Below are 17,259 nucleotides of genomic sequence, written 5' to 3' on the forward strand. Positions count from 1 at the left end.
GCTCGCCGCGACTCCCTCACTCGTGCGCGATGGCCGCCAGCACATTCATGCGCGAGGCACGCAACGCCGGCAGCAGCGCCGCCACGACACCCACGACCGCCGAGCCGATCACCACGGCGACGATCGTCCCCCAGGGGATGGCGAGGGCGGTCATGCCCTGAAGGGCCAGCACCTGCTGGGTGCACACGCCCCACACCAGCCCCAGCGCGAGGCCCAGGACCGCCCCGAACACGGCGATCACCACCGACTCCAGCCGGATCATCCGACGCAGCTGCCGCCGGGCCAGCCCGATGGCCCGCAGCAGTCCGATCTCCCGGGTGCGCTCGACGACCGACAGCGCGAGGGTGTTGACCACACCGAGCACGGCGATGATGATCGCGAGCCCGAGCAGCGCGTACACGAGATAGAGCAGTACGGCGATCTGGTCGTGCACCAGGTCCTTGTAGTCGGCGATGTCCCGCACCTGCACCTGCGGATACGGGTCGAGTGTCTTCTCCAGGCCGGCCCGCAGATCGGCCGTGCTCGTGCCGGAGGCGGCGTTGACGTACACGGCCGCGTCCTGTCCCCCTGGCGCGTACTTCTCCAGCGTGGCCAGGCCGAAGTAGATGCCGCCCTGGGCACCGAAGCCGTCGGCGGACTCCTGGTCGGTGAGGGCGCCCACGGTCAGCTCGGCCCGCTTGCCGCCCTGGAACTCGACCGGGACGGCACTGCCGACCCGTACGCCGTGGTCCTCGGCGAAGTCCTTGTCCATGGCGAGCCGGCCGGACGCGAGCGCGGCCGCGCTGTCGCCGCGGGCGTAGGTGATGTTGGCGACCTGGTCGAGCTCGGGTTCGTATCCCGCCGCGGTCGTCTTCACACGGTCGCCGTCCGGCAGCCCCACCGCGACCGTCGTGAACTGCGAGCGTACGACGAGCCCCACGCCCTCGGTGTCACGGATCCGCTCGGTGACCTCCCGTGGGAAGGGCACGAAGTTGCCGTTCTGCACCACGAAGTCGGCGCCCAGGGTCTTGTCGATCTGCTGGTCGAACGACGTGGTCATCGAGGCGCTGGCCACGGACATCCCACCGACCAGCGCGAGGCCCACCATCAGGGCGGCGGCGGTGGCGCCGGTACGGCGGGGGTTGCGCAGGGCGTTGCGCTGGCTCATCCGGCCGATCGAACCGAACACCGCCGGGAAGGCCCCGCCGAGCACCCGGATCACGGGACGGACGAGCAGCGGTCCGGCGATCACGGTCGCGATGAGCGTCAGCAGCACGCCGAGACCCAGCAGGGAAGCCGACGACGACGTCTTCGACGCCACGACACAGCCCACCAGCGCCGCCGCACCCGCCGCCCCGACCACCGAGCCCACCACCGCGCGCAGCCGCAGCGGTCGTCCGATCTCGGCGATCTCGGCGTCCGCGAGAGCCGCCATGGGTGAGACGCCCGCCGCCCGCCGGGCCGGGAGGTACGCCGCGACGAAGGTGACGCCCAGGCCGACGACGTACGCCACCACCGGCGTACCCCAGCCGACCACCATCTCGGACGTCCTGATCTTCATGCCCAGCAGACCCATCAGCTCGATGAGTCCGACGGCCAGCCCGATCCCGGCCACGAGGCCCGCCGTCGAGCCGACCAGGCCCAGCAGCAGCGCCTCGGTGAGTACCGAGCGCCGCACCTGACGCCGGTCCGCGCCGAGCGCCCGCAGCAGGCCCAGTTCCCGGGTGCGCTGGGCGATCAGCATCGAGAAGGTGTTGACGATCAGGAATATGCCGACGAGGACCGCGACCCCGGCGAAGCCGAGCATCACGTACTTGATGATGTCGAGGAACCCGCCCAGCTGTTCGACGTCCGACTCGGCCTGTTCGTCGGCGGTGCGCAGCTCGTAGGCGCCGCTGTCGCCGCCGAGCGCCTCGGCCACGCGCTGCTTGAGCACCGGGTCGCTGACGCCCTCGGCCGCGTCCAGGGAGATGCTGGTGGCGCCCTCCGGGTCGCCCAGCAGCCTCGTCCGCGCGGTCGAGGGGTCGAAGTAGACCAGCGCGGCTCCGGGGTTGGTGGTGGTGAAGGTGACGATGCCGACGACCTCCACCGGGAAGGAACCCTGCTGCCCGATCACGGTGAGGCGGTCGCCGATGTGGACGTCCTTGTCGTCGGCGGTGTCCGCGTCGATCATGACCTGGCCGTGGCCCTCGGGGGCGTGGCCGGAGCTGAGTTCCACGGGGCTGCGCTCGGTCGGGTTCCAGGCGGTGGCCAGCGTCGGGGCGCCGGTGGTCGGGCCCACCGACTCCCGGTCCTTGTCGACGACGGTGATGCCGTCCACATCCACGTCCGGGCGGGCCGACGCGACGCCGTCGACCCGGGCCAGGCGGTCGGCCAGCGAGGCCGGCAGAGTCAGCGTCTGTCCCGACGGGATCGTCTCGTCGAGGGTCTCCTTGGGGGTGACGGTGACGTCGGCGGCCGTCGACGCGAAGAGCCGGTCGAAGGTGCGGCCGACGGTGTCGGAGAAGATCAGGCTGCCGGCGACGAACGCCACCGAGAGGATCACCGCCAGGGCGGACAGCAGCAGCCGGCCCTTGTGGGCGAGAAAGCTCCTGAGGGTCGCCTTCAGCACGGGGTCAGTTCTCCTCGGGGGCTCTGGTCACGTCGCCGTCGGACCGGGCGCCGATCTCGTCGAGGCCGGGGGTTTGGGGGTTGCCCCCGGCGAAGTGGCGCATCCGTTCCAGGACGGCTTCGGCGGTCGGCCGTTCCATCTCGTCCACGATCCGCCCGTCGCCCAGGAACACCACCAGGTCGGAGTGGGCGGCGGCACCCGGGTCGTGGGTGACCATGACGACGGTCTGCCCGAGCTGGTCGACCGCCTCGCGCAGGAAGCCGAGCACCTCAAGGCCCGATCGTGAGTCGAGGTTGCCGGTCGGTTCGTCCGCGAAGATCAGCTCCGGCCGGGAGGCGAGGGCGCGGGCACAGGCGACCCGCTGCTGCTGGCCGCCGGACAGCTGGGAGGGCCGGTGCCGAAGGCGGTCCCGCAGCCCGAGCGTGTCGATGACCTGGTCCAGCCACTTCTCGTCCGGCTTCTTGCCCGCGATGTCCATGGGCAGGGTGATGTTCTCGACCGCGTTCAGGGTCGGGATGAGGTTGAACGACTGGAACATGAAGCCGATCCGGTCCCGCCGCAGCCGGGTCAGCTCACGGTCCTTCAGCCCGGTGATCTCGGTGTCGCCCAGCCACACCTGGCCCGCCGAGACGTTGTCCAGGCCCGCCAGGCAGTGCATCAGCGTGGACTTGCCCGAGCCCGAAGGACCCATGACCGCCGTGAAACGGCCGCGCGCGATGTCCACGTCCACCGAGTCGAGGGCCAGCACCGCGGTCTCGCCCGAGCCGTATGCCTTGGTCAGCCCTCGGGCGCGGGCCGCGATGCCGTCCGCCGAGGCCGGGCCCGGCACGTGCCGGGCAGCTGCTGTGGACAAGACCGCCTCCTGAAGGGATGGGACGACTCCCGTACGACGACTGCGACGACTGCGACGCTTCCCGGACGGACGGCGCTCGTACGACGACTCCCGTACCCGCCGAGGGTAATGTGATCCATCCCACAGCTCTATCCCCCCGAGGTCCCGGTCGGTCTCCACCCCAGGTCGGGCCCCCGATATCGGTGTAAGGGGCACCCTGACTCCTCGGCACTTCTCGACCGGACCCACTTGCCGGTGCTAGCACTCCCGCGCTAGCTTCGAGGTATGGCGAAGACCCAGCTGAACGTGAGAGTGGACGAGGGCACCGCCCGCGCCGCCCGCGAGCGCGCCCTGGCCCGAGGGATGAGCGTCAACCGCTACATCGAGGAACTGGTCAGACAGGACACCGGGGAGGTCGGCCACACCTTCGTGGAGGCCGCCGCCGATTTCATGAAGCAGTACGAGTCGGTGTTCGTCGAGGAGTTCGGCGCCGACCGTGAGGGCACGCGCGAAGGTCGCCACTGATCCGTTGAGCTATCTGAACATCGACCTCGCATGGCTGCTGATGCTCGCCGAGAAGAGGACGCCGGGGGACCCCCAGGTCACCGACTGGGGAGCCCTCGTCGCCGCCGTGGCACGCCATGAAGCCGAGATCTTCGACGTCCCCGTCTACGACAGTCCGCAGGCCCGAGCCGCCGCCCTGCTCCAACTGCTCGTCCACGTCCCCGCGCTGGAGCGCTCCAACGCCCTGTTCGCCTCCGCCGTCGCCTACGCCTACCTCGTCGCCAGCGGCCTGAAGGTCGCCACCTCGCCCGAGCAGGTGCGCGACCTGGCCCGGCTGGTGAAGAGCGGGGAGGCCACCGTGGGCGACATCGCGGCGGAACTGCGGCAGTGGAGCATGTGAGCGCGCTGCGGCGCCGGTGACCGCCGGCGCCCGGATCGCGCCGCGGGAAAAGCCGCCCGTCGCCCAGGCCATGGCAGCGGGCAAGGGAGAGGGAGCAGGCGACGGTGCACATTTCGGTGGCCCCGCGTGCGGTGGCCGCGGCCAGGTCGATCGCCTCATCGCTCGGCCTGACAGCCGACGACGCGATCGTCCTTCACGACTCGAACAAGCTCACGCTGCGTCTGCTGCCGTGTGACGTCCTGGCCCGGGTGGCACCGGTCGAGGACCAGATCGCGCGGTTCGAAGTGGAGCTCGCCCAGCGGCTCGCCGAATCCGCGTGCCCTGTGGCCGCGCTCGAACCACGCGTGGAACCACGCGTCCATGAGCGGGACGGCTTCGTGGTCACGCTGTGGACCTACTACGCACCGGTGGCACCCGGAGAGCTCTCGCCGGCCGCCTACGCCCACGCGCTCGGGCGGCTGCATGCCGGCATGCGCGAGCTCGATCTCCCGACGCCGCGGTTCACGGACCGGGTCCGGCAGGCGCGGCGACTCGTGGCCGACCGCGAGCGCACTCCGGCGCTCGCCGAGGCGGACCGGGAGCTGCTCGGCGACACGCTGCGAAGCCTGAGCCGAGCGATCGGCGAGCGCGGCGGCGCCGAACAGCTGCTGCACGGTGAGCCGCACCCGGGCAACCTGCTCACCACGAGGCACGGCCCGCTGTTCATCGACCTTGAGACGTGCTGCCGTGGGCCCGTCGAATTCGACCTCGCCCACGCGCCCGAAGAAGTCGGCGAGCACTACCCGGGTGCCGATCAGGACTTGCTGCGCCAGTGCCGGATCCTCGTGCTGGCGATGATCACCACCTGGCGCTGGGATCGAGGCGACCAACTGCCCGACGGGCGCCGGCTGGGCACGGAGTGGCTCGCCCGGATCCGTTCGGCAGTCGACCGGCACGGCCTGCCCCAGGGCTGATCGCGCGCCTTCGAGGCCGTGGTCGACCTACGCCGGTGGCTGCTCGCCGACCGGCGGTCGCCACGCCGTACCCAGCACGCAGTACGACGAGGGGAGCGCGGGCCCGTTCTCCGGCATCATCACCCGCCGGACGGGGCCGAGTTCGAAGCCGGCCGCGCGCAGCGACGCGAGCGGGTCGCGGGAGACATGGCAGCCACCGCTCACCAGCGGCCACACCGTCCGGTCCAGCGCCCGCTGTGTGAGGAGCATCGCGCGCCCGCCGCCCCGGCCGTGCTCGAAGAACCGCACGACCCCGCCGGGCCGCAGCACCCGCCGTACCTCGCTGAGCGCCCGCGGCACGTCCCGCACACTGCACATCACCAGCGACAGCACCACCGCGTCGAAGGCCTCGCTCTTGACCGGCAGCGCCTCCGCCGCGCCCGGCACCACGTCCACCGGCACCTCGGCGCGCCGCGCTGACTCCACCGCAAGCCGGCGCAGCAGACGCTCCGGTTCGATCGCGACGACCTCCGAGACCGCGCTCGGGTAGTGGGCGAAGTTCAGGCCGTTCCCGGCGCCGACCTCGAGCACCCGGCCGGACAGCCCGGCCAGCAGCCGGTCGCGGACGTCGGCCATGCCCATCTTGGTCTCGGCGTTGACGCTGATCCGTGCGTAGAAGCGGGCGAACAGCGGGTGGTGCACGGCATCCCGTGTCACCTTGCCGGAGTCGGCGGACCGCAGGGCCATGGGGACCTCCCGGGCAGGACAGGGCTCACCCTGATTGTCCCCCTCAGGGCGCCCGCGCACCCCCGCTGTCGCCGTGTGTGTCGTCGTTTCCGCCAGGCTCAGCCGATGAAGTCCCGGACCTGCTCGTAGACACCGTGGTCGTTGTTCATGTCGGTGTGCGAGACACAGCCGACCTCGACGTTGGTCGCTCCGCTCAGGATCGCGGTGGTGTCGGGCGTGAGCGCCTCGTCGCAGTTCGACCAGTAGCTGGCGTACGACACGCCGCCCGGGGTCTCGTCGCCCGAGTTCAGGGCGGTCAGGAACGAGCTGCCGGTGTTCATCTCCGCGCACGAGGTGTACAGCCATGCGCACCACGAGGCGGTGGAGGTGCCGTGGTTCGTGCCGGCCGTCGAGACGAAGTCGTCGACGTACGACGTCCCGCCGAGGTTCTTGAGGTAGTAGCGGGAGCTGAGCGCGCCCATGGAGTGCACGACGACGTCGACCTTCGACGCGCCGGTCCGGGCGAGCACGTTTCTGATCTCGGTGGAGAGCTGCTGAGCGGTGGTGGCGTTCGGCTGGGCCCAGTCGTACGACCAGGCGTCCAGCTCGGCCGCGCTGTAGCCGTCGGCCTGGAAGTAGCCCTTCCAGTCGTCCCAGCTGCTCGCCGAGCTGCTGAGGCCGTGCACGAAGACGACGGGGTCGTGGGTCGCGGCGTGCGCGGGGGTGGGGGAGAGGGACAGTGACAGAAGGAGCGAGGTGGCCACCGCCGAGACGGCCGTGGCGATGCGACGCGTGGGGCGCTGCATGATGCCTCCTGAAACGTGTGGGGTTGTCAGGAGTGTCGAGGCGGGTCTACGCGCGCCGCATCGGTGAAGTCGCCGGTCTTTACGATTCAAGTAACCCGCCAGTAACGTCATTTGCGTGGTGACTCCGGTGAACCCCCCACCTCTTGACCGCACTTCGCCACCGCCGCCCCAGGACGCCTGGCCACCGCCCGCCTCCTCGCTTCCCGAAGGCGTCCGCGTCCGCGTGCTGCGTGCCGTGGACGGCGATCCGCGCGCCGCCGCCGAACTGGTCCCGCGCCTCACCGACCGCCAGGCGTCGGGCGCCGACCCGCTGCCCGTGCGGCCGGCCGAGCTGGCCCCGGCCCTGCTGGGCGAACTCAGGGCGCGGATCAGGGCGTTGCCGGACGACACCCGCCTGCTCCTGCTGCTGGCGGCGGCCGACCAGTACCCGGTACCGACCGACGCCTTCCCGCGTGCCGTCATGGCCGCCCGACTCGACACCCGGTCCCTGGACGCCGCCGAGGCGGCCGGGCTCGCGCACGCCGGAGCGGGCGGGGTCGTGTTCCGCGACGCATGGACGCGGATCGCGGCCTACGAGACGGGCTCACCTTCCGACCGTCGCGACGTCCACCGTCTGCTGGCCTGCGTGCTGAACGGTGAGGGCGAGGGGCCGTGGCGCTCCTGGCACCGGGGCGCGGGGGCGCCCGGCCCCAGCGGGCGGCTGGCCGTGGAACTCGGTGCCGCCGCGCGGACGGCGGCCGGCGCGGGACGGCTCCGCGCGGCGCGGGTTCTGGCGGAACAGGCCGCCGCACTGTGTCCCGACCCGTCCGGGCGGGCCCGTCTGGCGGCGGGGGCCGCTGGATACGCCTGGCGTTCGGGCGACGGGGACCGGGCCAGGAGACTGGCCGACATGGTGGCCGACGAGGCGTTGAGCGGGGTGCTGGCCCTGCGGGCGGGGAACGCGACGGAGGCGTTCGACGCGCTGGTGACGGCGGTCGGGCGGGCGGTGGGGGCCGGAGCGGACGGCAGGGCCCCGGCTCCTTCCGGCGGCGCGGCGCCGGCCCGCCCCGCCGCCACCGCGGACACCGCGACCCATCTCCTCGCCCGAGCCACCGAGGCCGCCCTCTACACGGGAGACGTACGCCGCCTCCGCGAGGCGGCCCGGGTCGCCGAGCGGCTCGGTGTCGACCAGCCCGGCACGTTGAGCGGGCTCGTCGCCGCCTTCGACGGACGGTACGAGGACGCGCGCGAGCTGCTGAAGGCGGCTGCCGGGCGGTGTGGACCGGGTGGCGATCCCACCGTTCTGATCCACGCCGCCATCGCCGCGCTGCTCCTCGGCGACCACTCCCGCGCGGCCACCGCGACCGTCCGCGCGGCGGCCTCCGCCCGGGCGCGGGGCACACCGGTGACCGTGCCGCAGGCGCTGGAGTTCCAGGCGTACGCCGACTTCTGGACGGGACGCCCCCGGGCCGGCGAGGCCGCCGCCACCGACGCCCTGTGGCAGGCCCACGCCACCGGGCAGGACAACGGCGCCTGTCATCTGCAAGCGGCCCTCGCCATGTTCGCGGCGCTCACCGCGGACGCCGCCGTCTGCCGCGAACGTGCCGCCACGGCACGGTCGTACGCGCTGGCCCGCGGCCTGGGCCTGCCGGCGGCCCTCGCCCAGTGGGCGCTCGCCTTCCTCGACCTGAGCACCGGCCGTTTCGCCGACGCGGCCGCCCGGCTGCGCGCCCTCGCCGGATTCGGTCCCGGCCACGGCCACCGGGCCATCCGGCACCTGGCCACCCCGCACTACGTCGAGGCCGCCGTCCGCACCGGCGACACCAGGGTCGCCCGGGTGGCACACGCCGACTACGACCGCTGGGCCGACGCCGTGCGCAGCCCCGACGACCTCGCCCTCAGCGCCCGCTGCCGCGCCCTGCTCGCCCCCGGCTCGGAAGCGGTGGACCACTACCGCACCGCGCTGGACCTGCACGCCCACGGCACCCGCGACTTCGAACGCGCCCGCACGGAACTGCTGTTCGGCAGCGCCCTGCGCCGACTGCGCCGCCGTACGGAGGCCCGCGACCGCCTGCACAGCGCCCTGGAGGCGTTCGACTCATTCGGCGCCCCGCACTGCGCGGCCCAGGCCCGCACCGAACTCCGCGCCCTGGGCACCCCGGCAGCCCGAGCACCGGCCGGCTCCGACACCCCCACCACCCGCCTCACGGCCCAGCAACTCCTGGTCGCCCGTATGGCCGCCGAAGGCGCCACCAACCGTGAGATCGCCGCCCGCCTGGCCCTCAGCCCGCGCACCATCGACCATCACCTACGAGGCGTGTTCACCCGCCTGGGGATCCGGTCCCGCATCGAATTGGTGCGGCTCATCGCGGAGGGCGACGAGAGCGGGGGCGGATGAACGGGACCGGATGAGCGCGTCCGCATCGGCCATGATCAGAGGATGGCCCGCGGGTCCGACACCCCCTCAGGGCGCCTCCTGCCCCCGAAACGCCTCCGCGTCCCACGTCCCCGACAACCTCCGCGCCAGCCAACCCGGCGCCCCCGCACGGAAGTCGGCCGGCGCCAGCGACCCGGCCCCCGCCGGCACCGCCCCCAGCAGCGGCGCCCCCGACACCTCCGGCAGGTCCGCGACATTGCATCGTGACGCCAGGTCGGGTGCCTCGGGCCAGCTGCCGATCACCACGCCCAGCAGGTCCAGCCCGCGGCCGCGCAGCTCACGTGCCGTCAGCTCCGTGGTGTTGAGGGTGCCCAGGCCCGCCGACGCGACCACCAGCACCGGCGCCGCCATCAGCGCGGCGGCGTCCGCCAGGGTGCCGCCCGCCTCGTCGAAGCGGACGAGCAGCCCGCCGGCCCCCTCCACGAGCACCAGGTCGTGCTCGGTGGCCAGCTTGGCGGCGGCTTCGGCGATCTCTTGCGGACGGACCGGCGCGCGACCGGCCCGCCGCGCCGCGGTCGCGGGCGCCAACGGCTCGGGATAGCGGGCGAGTTCGGCCGTCGTCACCGCGCCCGCGAGGCGCGCGACCTCTTGCGCGTCCCCGCTCTCGTCGGGGCGTACGCCCGTCTGCGCGGCCTTCAGCACGGCCACCGACCGGCCCGCGGCCACCGCCGTCGCGGCGACCGCGGCGGTCGTGACCGTCTTGCCGACCTCCGTGCCCGTGCCCGTGATCACCAGTACCGGCATGTCAGCCCTCCCGTGCGGCCGCGCACACCGCGCGGGCGATCCGTGCCACGTCCGCGTCACCCGTGACGTACGGCGGCATCGTGTAGAGGAGGTCGCGGAACGGCCGCAGCCACACGCCCTCGCGTACGGCGGCCTCGGTCGCCGCCCGCATGTCCACGGCGTGGTCCAGCTGGACCACGCCGATCGCGCCCAGGACCCGTACGTCCCGCACGCCTGGAAGGTCCGAAGCGGGGGCCAGTCCGTCCCGCAGTCCCGTCTCGATCCGCTTGACCTCGGTGAGCCAGTCCTGACCCAGCAGCAGCTCGATCGAGGCACAGGCGACGGCCGCCGCCAGCGGGTTGCCCATGAAGGTCGGGCCGTGGGCGAGCACCGGCACCTCGCCCCGCGAGATCCCGTCGGCCACGCGGGCCGTGCACAAACTGGCAGCCATCGTCATGTAGCCGCCGGTCAGCGCCTTGCCCACACACATCACATCCGGCGTCACCGCCGCGTGCTCCGCCGCGAACAGGGCGCCCGTGCGGCCGAACCCGGTCGCGATCTCGTCGAACACCAGCAGCACGTCGTGCGCGTCGCACGCCTCGCGCAGCACCCGCAGATACGCGGGGGAGTGGAACCGCATCCCGCCCGCGCCCTGCACGACCGGCTCGACGATCACCGCCGCCAGCTCGTGCGCGTGCCGCTCGATCAGCGACCGCAGGTGCTCCGCGTACGACTCCTCGTACCCGGCCGGCGGCGGGTCCGCGAACACCTGGCGCTGGAGCACCCCGGACCACAGCTCGTGCATGCCGCCGTCGGGGTCGCACACCGACATCGGCTGCCAGGTGTCGCCGTGGTAGCCGCCCCGCCAGGTCATCAGCCGCTGCTTGTCGGGACGGCCCAGCGAACGCCAGTACTGCAAGCACATCTTGACCGCGACCTCGACCGACACCGACCCGGAGTCGGCGAGGAACACATGCTCCAGGCCCTCGGGCGACATATCGACAAGGAGCTTCGCCAGCCGTACGGCGGGCTCGTGCGTGAGCCCGCCGAACATCACATGGCTCATCCGGGACAGCTGCTCGCGCGCGGCCTCGTTGAGCACCGGGTGGTTGTAGCCGTGGACGGCCGACCACCAGGACGACATGCCGTCGACCAACTCGCCCGAACCGTCCGCGAGCTTCAGGCGTACCCCGCTCGCCGACTCCACCACGAGCGGCTCCGCCAGGCCCGGCATGGGCCCGTACGGATGCCACACATGCCGCCGGTCGAGCTCCAGCAGCTCGGGCACGCTCAGGTCAGGCATTGGGTGCGAGGTCCGTTCCCGCGCCCCGCCGGCGTACGGCGACCAGGTCGGTGCGCGGCTCGCCCACCGGCGCGGCGGGAGCGGCCGTACCGCACACCCCGCCTCCCTCGTGCGACCGGCAGCCGGCACTCCCGTGCGAGCCGCATCCCGCGCTCTCGTGCGACCCGCATCCGCCGCCGGCCGTCGCCGCCCGGTGCTCGGGCAGCGTCACCTGGTCGGTGCCCTCCACCTCGAAGCCGGCGTCGGCGATCATCTCCAGGTCGGCCTTGCCCGCCTGGCCCTCGGTGGTCAGGTAGTCGCCGAGGAAGATCGAGTTGGCCAGGTTCAGGGCGAGCGGCTGCATGGTGCGCAGATGGACCTCGCGGCCGCCCGCGATGCGGACCTCCACGTCCGGGCACACGAACCGGACCATCGCCAGGATCCGCAGGCACCGCTGCGGGGTGAGGTTCCACTCCTTGGCCAGCGGGGTGCCCTCGACCGGGATCAGGAAGTTGACCGGTACCGAGTCCGGGTCCAGCTCACGCAGCGAGTAGACGACGTCGACGAGGTCCTCGTCGCTCTCGCCCATGCCCGCGATCAGGCCGGAGCAGGCGGACAGACCCGCGGCGTGCGCCTTGCTCACGGTGTCCACCCGGTCGGCGTACGTGTGCGTGGTCGTGATGTCCGCGTAGGTGCTCTCGGAGGTGTTGAGGTTGTGGTTGTACGCGTCGGCGCCCGCCTCGCGCAGCCGCTCGGCCTGGCCGTCGGACAGCAGACCGAGGCAGGCGCACACCTCGACGCCCTCGTTCTGGTCCTTGATCGTCCTGATGGTCTCGGAGACCCGGTCCACGTCCCGGTCCGTCGGGCCGCGCCCGGACGCCACCAGACACACCCGCTTGGCGCCACCCGCCAATCCGGCGGCCGCGGCGTGGGAGGCCTCGTCCGGCTTGAGCCAGGTGTACTTCAGGATGCCGGCGGTGGAGCCGAGCCGCTGGGAACAGTACGAACAGTCCTCCGGGCACAGGCCCGACTTGAGGTTGACGAGGTAGTTGAGTTTCACCCGTCGGCCGAACCAGTGACGGCGTACCTTTCCGGCCGCGGCCACCACATCGAGCAGGTCGTCGTCGGAAGTGGCGAGGACGGCCAGTGCTTCCTCGCGGGTCGGCAGCTCGCGCCGAAGCCCCTTGTCCACCAGCGTGTTCAGCAGGTCCATGGAAGCCGATCCTGTCCTATGGACCGGCTCCGGGCCAAGGTAGGGATCACACAACACACCCCCTTCAAGGTGTGGGTATTGCCACACCATGGGTCATGGGTCGTGCCGCTAGTGTCTGTTCGCTACCTACAAAACCCCCCGGAGGACCCATGGCGTTCGGCTGGATCGACGAGCAGGCGGAGCTGCGCCGCCGCGCCGGACTCGTGCGGACCCTGCGCCCTCGCCCCGCCGACTCGCCGCTGCTGGACCTCGCGAGCAACGACTACCTGGGCCTGACCCGTCATCCGGAGGTCACCGAGGGCGCGGCGCGGGCCGCGCGCCTGTGGGGCGGCGGCGCGACCGGTTCGAGGCTCGTCACGGGCACCACGGAGCTGCACACCGAGCTGGAGCGCGAGCTGGCCGACTTCTGCGGCTTCGAGGCGGCGCTCGTCCTCTCGTCCGGCTACGCGGCCAACCTCGCCGCGGTCACCGCGCTGGCGCCGCACGGCTCGCTGATCGTCTCGGACGCGGGCAACCACGCCTCGCTGATCGACGGCTGCCGGCTGGCGCGCGGCGCGACACAGGTCGTGGCGCACTCCGACCCGGACGCCGTGCGTAAGGCCCTGCGGACGCACGAGGGACCCGCCGTCGTCGTGTCCGACACCGTCTTCTCGGTCGACGGCGACGCCGCCCCGCTCGGCGGGCTCGCCGCGGCGTGCCGGGACCACGGCGCCGGGCTGGTGGTCGACGACGCGCACGGCCTCGGCGTGCTGGGCGACGGCGGCCGCGGCGCCCCGCAGGCGGCGGGGCTCGCGGGCGCCGACGACGTCGTCGTGACGGTCACGCTGTCCAAGTCGCTCGGCAGCCAGGGCGGCGCCGTCCTCGGCCCCGCCCGGGTGATCGAGCATCTGGTCAACGCGGCCCGGACGTTCATCTTCGACACGGGCCTCGCCCCGGCGTCGGCGGGCGCGGCCCTCGCGGCACTGCGGTTGCTGCGCCGCGAGCCGCAGCGGGCGGCGCGGGCGCGCGCGGTGGCACGCGAACTGCACGCCCGGCTGACCGCCGCGGGACTGGAAGCGGTACGGCCGGACGCCGCGGTCGTCTCGGTGCGCGCGCCGTCCCCGGAGGGGGCCGTCGGCTGGGCGGCCGAGTGCCGGGCGGCCGGTCTCGCCGTGGGCTGTTTCCGTCCTCCCTCCGTTCCCGACGGCATCTCACGGCTGAGGCTGACCGCCCGCGCGGACCTCTCCGAGGGGCAGATCGAACGCGCTGTACGGGTGATCGGCGAGACACGACCATGAGTCGGCGTGACACGGCCCTGCTCTCGCCCCTGACGGAACTGACCGGAATCGATCAGATCTGATCGGAACGATCAGGAGTGGAACGCGGTCGTGAAGCCCGCCCAGCTCTCGGGGGAGAAGAGCAGCGCGGGTCCGGCCGGGTCCTTGGAGTCACGTACGGCGAGCAGTCCGGCCTGTGGACCGGAGTGCGGCCGTGCCGTCTCGACACAGTTGTTCGCGCCCGTGCTGTAGCTGCTGCGCAGCCATCGCACCCCGGGCAGTTCTGCACTTGAGGGCAGGTTCCGAGGCAGTGCGGTCATGGTGCCTCCTTACGCGCCGCCACCTAGCGCGGCGATGTAATCCAGCGATTCCTCGGGCGAAAGGGCATGGATCCGAAGGGCGTTGAAGGCCTCCGTGTAGGCCTGGAGGTCTTCTTTCCGTTCGAGGTAGAGGCTACTCGTCAAGTGGTCGAGAACAACCACATCCAGATCAGAAGTGCTCGAAAAAGAGAAGATAACGAAAGGCCCGGTGATGCCGATATGCTCACCGGCCCTGAACGGCAGCACCTGGAGGCTGACTTGGGGCAGCCGCGCCGCCTCCGTCAGCCGGCGCAACTGCCGCGCCATCACCTCGGGCCCGCCGATCTCGCGGCGCAGCACCGCCTCGTCCAGCACCGCGCTCAGCTTCAGCGGCGGATCGGCCCGCAGCACGTCCTGCCTGGCCAGCCGCACCGCGACCAGCGCGTCGAGGCGGTCGTCGGCCTCCGGGTCGAGCCCGCCCACCGCGGCCCGGGTCACCGCGCGGGCGTACTCCGGCGTCTGAAGCAGCCCCGGTACCACGGACGTCTCCAGCGTGCGCATCGCCCTCGCCTGGGACTCCAGGCTGATGAAATCCCGGTACGTCGGCGGCAGAACGCCGCGGTACGCGTGCCACCAGTTGTGCCGGCCACCACCGTCGTCGGACCCCGCCAACACCAGGAGCAACTCGCGCAGTTGCGCGTCCTGTACGCCGTAGACGTCGAGCAGTAACCGCACATCGGCCGGTTTCACCCCGCTGGCGCCGGTCTCGATCCGGCTCACCTTGGACTGGTGCCAGCCTGCCAACCGGGCCGCCTCACCACTGGTGAGCCCCGCCCCGGTGCGCAACGTGCGCAGTTCCGCGCCCAGTTTTCGGCGGCGCACCGCGGGACCGTGCTGCATGGGCAACTCCTTACTCCAATCGAGCCGCCCAAATACGGTCTGCCGTCGCAGAGTTCACCGCTTCGAGCGACAGATATATGCATATCTTGGTGGATCGCCACCCGTGACGGGCGCGGTAATGGCAGTCTGGCGACGAAGCACCAGTCCGGGACCGTACTCGAACCATCCGCTCCGTGTCGGACTGCGGTCCCGTGGGAAAGGGACGACGTCGCCATGGCAGATCATCTGGAAGCATCCGTCACTCTGCCGAGCGATCCCGCCTCGGTCTCCGCGGCCCGGGCCTATGTGCTCACCACCCTCGCGGAGTGGGGACTGCCACCCGATACGGAAGTGGCCGACACCATCCGCCTGATCGTCTCCGAACTCACCACCAACGCCGTACAACACACCCTCGGCCAGTCACCCACCTTCACGGTGGACCTCGCCCTCGACCGTGACGAACACCTGCGCATCGGGGTCACCGACAGCCATCCGCGTTTCCCCAAGCGACTACCGGCCGCCGTGCAGCAGGACAACGGACGCGGCATGGTGATCATCCGCTGGCTGACCGCGGAGTGCGGCGGCAAACTGAGAGTGCGCCCGACCCGCGAGGGCGGCAAGACCGTCTCCATCGAACTGCCCTGGACCGTGCCCGCCGCGCCGGTCGGCGCCGTCGCACCACAGGACTCATAGCCCCCTCAGACCTGCTGCGGCGGCCCCGAGGACCGGCCGAACGCACCGCGCAGCAGGGCCCGGAAGGCATCCGCCGCGGGCGCCGCCTCCTCGCTCCGGAAGGCGACCGAGACCGTACGGCGCAACCGCCCGCCTTCCAGCGCGCGCACCCCGACCGGAGTGACCGACGTGCGCGCCACCATCTCCGGCACCACCGCCACCCCGAGCCCGGCGCTCGCCAGCGCGCACACCAGCAGATATCCGGGCGTCGGCACCAGCACCGAGGGAGTGGCACCGGCACCGGCCAGCGCCTCCTCCACGCCCCGCCGCGCCGGAGCGTCCGGCGCCATGCTGATCAGGGGCTGTCCGGCGAGCTCGGCCAGCGCAAGCCGCGCGGTGCCGCTGGTGAGGACGTGGCCCGGAGCGGACACCAGGACCAGCTCCTCGACCAGGATCGGCTCGACGCCGACAGCCGCGGGCAGCGGCATCGGATCTCCCGGCTCGTAGGCGTGGCTCAGCGCCAGGTCGATCTCGCCCGCCGCCACCGCGGCGACACCGGCCGAGGGCTCGTAGTCGGCGACCGTCAGCTCCACGTCCGGGTGCGCCCGGCGGAAGGCGCTGAGCACCGGGGGCAGCAGATGGATGCCCGCGGTCTGGAAGGTGCCGAGCCGCAGCGTGCCGCCCGTCAGCCCGGTCAGCCGTGCCAGCTCGTGCCGGGCCCGCTCCAGCTCGTCCAGCACGCGCCGGGCCCGGGCCACCAGCAGCTCGCCCGCCCCCGTCAGCCGAGCCCCTCGGTGGTGCCGTACCAGCAGGGCGGTGCCCGCCTCGCGCTCCAGCTTGGCCAACTGCTGCGACAGCGCGGGCGTGGTGTAGCCGAGCCGCTCCGCCGCCCGAGTGATCGAACCCGCCTCCGCGACCGCCACGAGGGCGGCGAGCCGGGTCGGGTCGTACATACGGGCCGCCGATCTGACTCAGGTCAACGCTTCAAGGGCCGTGGGCTCAGCAATGGACTTCAGGCTTAAGCAGTGCTTTAGGTAAACCCAGAATATCCGAAATACCTACTGAAGGCCTCCGCGCGGCAGTCTGGACCGCATGGACGCTCAGCTCATCGCCTTCACCGGAGTCTCGGCCGGCCTGGTCGCCATGCCCGGGGCCGACTTCACCGTGGTCGTACGCAACGCCCTCGTCTCCCGCCGGGCGGGCATCGCCTGCGCGCTCGGGATCGGGGCCGGGCTGCTGGTCCATGTGACGCTGGCCGTGGTGGGGGTCGCCGCGGTCCTGGCCGCCGTACCGGCGCTGTTCCGCGCCCTCCAGGTGGTCGGCGGCGTCTACGTGCTCTACCTGGGCGTCCAGACACTGCGGCACCGGCACACCGACGTGCTGGACGAGCGCGAGGACTCCACCGCACGGCCCCTGCGGCAGGGCTTCGTCACCAACGCCCTCAACCCGAAGGCGTCGCTGACCTTCCTCAGCGTGCTGCCGCAGTTCGTGCCCGCGGGCGCTCCCGCGCTGCCCAGGACCCTGTTGCTGGCCCTGATCGTGCTGGCGATCGCGCTGGTGTGGTTCCAGGTCGTCGCCCTGCTGGTGGACCGGCTCGGCAGGTGGCTGCGCCGCCCGCGCGCCGCGCGGGCCGTCACGCTCGTCACCGGCGTCGCGCTGACGGCCTTCGGCGTGGCGCTGCTCGCCGGGCCGCTGGCGGCTCTCTGAGGCCCCAGGAGCGGTGACGGCA

At 72.3% G+C, this 17,259-nt stretch carries 17 protein-coding genes; 7 read left to right on the plus strand and 10 right to left on the minus strand.

The genetic code is table 11. From position 1 onward, the window contains the following. Window positions 1-16 precede the first annotated feature (16 nt). Together ACIQWG_RS00880 and ACIQWG_RS00885 are read right to left on the minus strand one after the other, a co-directional pair. Complete coding sequence (locus tag ACIQWG_RS00880; protein ID WP_404088827.1) at window positions 17-2,590, minus strand: ABC transporter permease; 2,574 nt, start codon at window positions 2,588-2,590, stop codon at window positions 17-19. Between the two features lie 4 nt (window positions 2,591-2,594). After that, entirely contained in the window at window positions 2,595-3,443 is an 849-nt protein-coding gene (locus ACIQWG_RS00885; protein WP_404088829.1) for an ABC transporter ATP-binding protein, read from the minus strand. A 264-nt stretch (window positions 3,444-3,707) separates the two neighbouring features. Here ACIQWG_RS00885 and ACIQWG_RS00890 point away from each other — a divergent pair, with 264 nt between their 5' ends. The 3 genes from ACIQWG_RS00890 (at window position 3,708) to ACIQWG_RS00900 (ending at window position 5,279) form a co-directional block, all read left to right on the plus strand. After that, window positions 3,708-3,947 carry a toxin-antitoxin system HicB family antitoxin gene (locus tag ACIQWG_RS00890; RefSeq protein ID WP_404088830.1) on the plus strand — a complete coding sequence of 80 codons (240 nt, stop codon included), beginning with the start codon at window positions 3,708-3,710 and terminating at the stop codon, window positions 3,945-3,947. A 4-nt stretch (window positions 3,948-3,951) separates the two neighbouring features. Then, on the plus strand, window positions 3,952-4,326 hold the full coding sequence (locus tag ACIQWG_RS00895; RefSeq protein ID WP_404090745.1) for a fic family toxin-antitoxin system, toxin component: 375 nt from the start codon (window positions 3,952-3,954) through the stop codon (window positions 4,324-4,326). A gap of 104 nt (window positions 4,327-4,430) precedes the next feature. Then, a complete protein-coding gene (locus ACIQWG_RS00900; RefSeq protein ID WP_404088831.1) occupies window positions 4,431-5,279 on the plus strand; it encodes a phosphotransferase enzyme family protein in 849 nt (282 codons plus the stop codon). 27 nt (window positions 5,280-5,306) lie between these two features. Here ACIQWG_RS00900 and ACIQWG_RS00905 read toward each other — a convergent pair whose 3' ends face one another. Further along, entirely contained in the window at window positions 5,307-6,005 is a 699-nt protein-coding gene (locus tag ACIQWG_RS00905; protein WP_404088833.1) for a class I SAM-dependent methyltransferase, read from the minus strand. A gap of 98 nt (window positions 6,006-6,103) precedes the next feature. Then, window positions 6,104-6,790 carry an esterase/lipase family protein gene (locus ACIQWG_RS00910; protein ID WP_404088834.1) on the minus strand — a complete coding sequence of 229 codons (687 nt, stop codon included), beginning with the start codon at window positions 6,788-6,790 and terminating at the stop codon, window positions 6,104-6,106. Between the two features lie 115 nt (window positions 6,791-6,905). Here ACIQWG_RS00910 and ACIQWG_RS00915 point away from each other — a divergent pair, with 115 nt between their 5' ends. Next, window positions 6,906-9,167 (plus strand): LuxR C-terminal-related transcriptional regulator, encoded by a 2,262-nt coding sequence (locus ACIQWG_RS00915; RefSeq protein WP_404088836.1) that lies wholly within the window; start codon window positions 6,906-6,908, stop codon window positions 9,165-9,167. Between the two features lie 66 nt (window positions 9,168-9,233). On the opposite strand, the gene bioD is transcribed toward ACIQWG_RS00915, so the two are convergent. From bioD to bioB, 3 genes are read right to left on the minus strand one after another with little or no spacing between them, the layout of a single operon-like run. Continuing rightward, the gene (bioD, locus tag ACIQWG_RS00920) at window positions 9,234-9,950 is read right to left on the minus strand and encodes a dethiobiotin synthase (RefSeq protein WP_404088837.1); all 717 of its coding nucleotides are present in this window, start codon (window positions 9,948-9,950) and stop codon (window positions 9,234-9,236) included. 1 nt (window position 9,951) lies between these two features. Beyond that, on the minus strand, window positions 9,952-11,232 hold the full coding sequence (locus ACIQWG_RS00925) for an adenosylmethionine--8-amino-7-oxononanoate transaminase (RefSeq protein ID WP_404088839.1): 1,281 nt from the start codon (window positions 11,230-11,232) through the stop codon (window positions 9,952-9,954). Beyond that, window positions 11,225-12,424 carry a biotin synthase BioB gene (gene bioB / locus ACIQWG_RS00930; RefSeq protein WP_404088841.1) on the minus strand — a complete coding sequence of 400 codons (1,200 nt, stop codon included), beginning with the start codon at window positions 12,422-12,424 and terminating at the stop codon, window positions 11,225-11,227. Before bioB ends, ACIQWG_RS00925 begins: the two co-directional genes overlap by 8 nt. Before the next feature lie 149 nt (window positions 12,425-12,573). On the opposite strand from bioB, the gene ACIQWG_RS00935 reads away from it, so the two are divergent. After that, on the plus strand, window positions 12,574-13,701 hold the full coding sequence (locus tag ACIQWG_RS00935; RefSeq protein WP_404088843.1) for an 8-amino-7-oxononanoate synthase: 1,128 nt from the start codon (window positions 12,574-12,576) through the stop codon (window positions 13,699-13,701). 71 nt (window positions 13,702-13,772) lie between these two features. Here the strand turns inward: ACIQWG_RS00935 and ACIQWG_RS00940 are convergent, their stop codons facing one another. Then, a complete protein-coding gene (locus tag ACIQWG_RS00940) occupies window positions 13,773-14,000 on the minus strand; it encodes a DUF397 domain-containing protein (protein ID WP_404088845.1) in 228 nt (75 codons plus the stop codon). A gap of 9 nt (window positions 14,001-14,009) precedes the next feature. Beyond that, complete coding sequence (locus ACIQWG_RS00945) at window positions 14,010-14,879, minus strand: helix-turn-helix domain-containing protein (protein WP_404088847.1); 870 nt, start codon at window positions 14,877-14,879, stop codon at window positions 14,010-14,012. 213 nt (window positions 14,880-15,092) lie between these two features. Here ACIQWG_RS00945 and ACIQWG_RS00950 point away from each other — a divergent pair, with 213 nt between their 5' ends. After that, window positions 15,093-15,551, plus strand: a complete 459-nt coding sequence (locus tag ACIQWG_RS00950) for an ATP-binding protein (RefSeq protein ID WP_404088849.1) — start codon at window positions 15,093-15,095, stop codon at window positions 15,549-15,551. Between the two features lie 5 nt (window positions 15,552-15,556). Here ACIQWG_RS00950 and ACIQWG_RS00955 read toward each other — a convergent pair whose 3' ends face one another. Then, window positions 15,557-16,483: a LysR family transcriptional regulator gene (locus ACIQWG_RS00955; RefSeq protein ID WP_404088851.1), complete on the minus strand. Its 927-nt coding sequence runs from the start codon at window positions 16,481-16,483 to the stop codon at window positions 15,557-15,559. Window positions 16,484-16,622: 139 nt separating this feature from the next. On the opposite strand from ACIQWG_RS00955, the gene ACIQWG_RS00960 reads away from it, so the two are divergent. Continuing rightward, window positions 16,623-17,237: a LysE family translocator gene (locus ACIQWG_RS00960; protein WP_404088852.1), complete on the plus strand. Its 615-nt coding sequence runs from the start codon at window positions 16,623-16,625 to the stop codon at window positions 17,235-17,237. The last annotated feature ends 22 nt before the right edge of the window (window positions 17,238-17,259 follow it).

It is taken from the genome of Streptomyces sp. NPDC098781 (assembly GCF_044759995.1).
In the GTDB taxonomy this organism is placed as follows: domain Bacteria; phylum Actinomycetota; class Actinomycetes; order Streptomycetales; family Streptomycetaceae; genus Streptomyces.

Excerpts from the sequence above, each read along its gene's own strand:
- ACIQWG_RS00890 (WP_404088830.1), top strand. The coding sequence starts at position 3,708 with ATGGCGAAGACCCAGCTGAACGTGAGAGTGGACGAGGGCACCGCCCGC.
- ACIQWG_RS00905 (WP_404088833.1), bottom strand. The coding sequence starts at position 6,005 with ATGGCCCTGCGGTCCGCCGACTCCGGCAAGGTGACACGGGATGCCGTG.
- ACIQWG_RS00910 (WP_404088834.1), bottom strand. The coding sequence starts at position 6,790 with ATGCAGCGCCCCACGCGTCGCATCGCCACGGCCGTCTCGGCGGTGGCC.
- bioD (WP_404088837.1), bottom strand. The coding sequence starts at position 9,950 with ATGCCGGTACTGGTGATCACGGGCACGGGCACGGAGGTCGGCAAGACG.
- ACIQWG_RS00925 (WP_404088839.1), bottom strand. The coding sequence starts at position 11,232 with ATGCCTGACCTGAGCGTGCCCGAGCTGCTGGAGCTCGACCGGCGGCAT.
- bioB (WP_404088841.1), bottom strand. The coding sequence starts at position 12,424 with ATGGACCTGCTGAACACGCTGGTGGACAAGGGGCTTCGGCGCGAGCTG.
- ACIQWG_RS00935 (WP_404088843.1), top strand. The coding sequence starts at position 12,574 with ATGGCGTTCGGCTGGATCGACGAGCAGGCGGAGCTGCGCCGCCGCGCC.
- ACIQWG_RS00940 (WP_404088845.1), bottom strand. The coding sequence starts at position 14,000 with ATGACCGCACTGCCTCGGAACCTGCCCTCAAGTGCAGAACTGCCCGGG.
- ACIQWG_RS00945 (WP_404088847.1), bottom strand. The coding sequence starts at position 14,879 with ATGCAGCACGGTCCCGCGGTGCGCCGCCGAAAACTGGGCGCGGAACTG.
- ACIQWG_RS00950 (WP_404088849.1), top strand. The coding sequence starts at position 15,093 with ATGGCAGATCATCTGGAAGCATCCGTCACTCTGCCGAGCGATCCCGCC.
- ACIQWG_RS00955 (WP_404088851.1), bottom strand. The coding sequence starts at position 16,483 with ATGTACGACCCGACCCGGCTCGCCGCCCTCGTGGCGGTCGCGGAGGCG.
- ACIQWG_RS00960 (WP_404088852.1), top strand. The coding sequence starts at position 16,623 with ATGGACGCTCAGCTCATCGCCTTCACCGGAGTCTCGGCCGGCCTGGTC.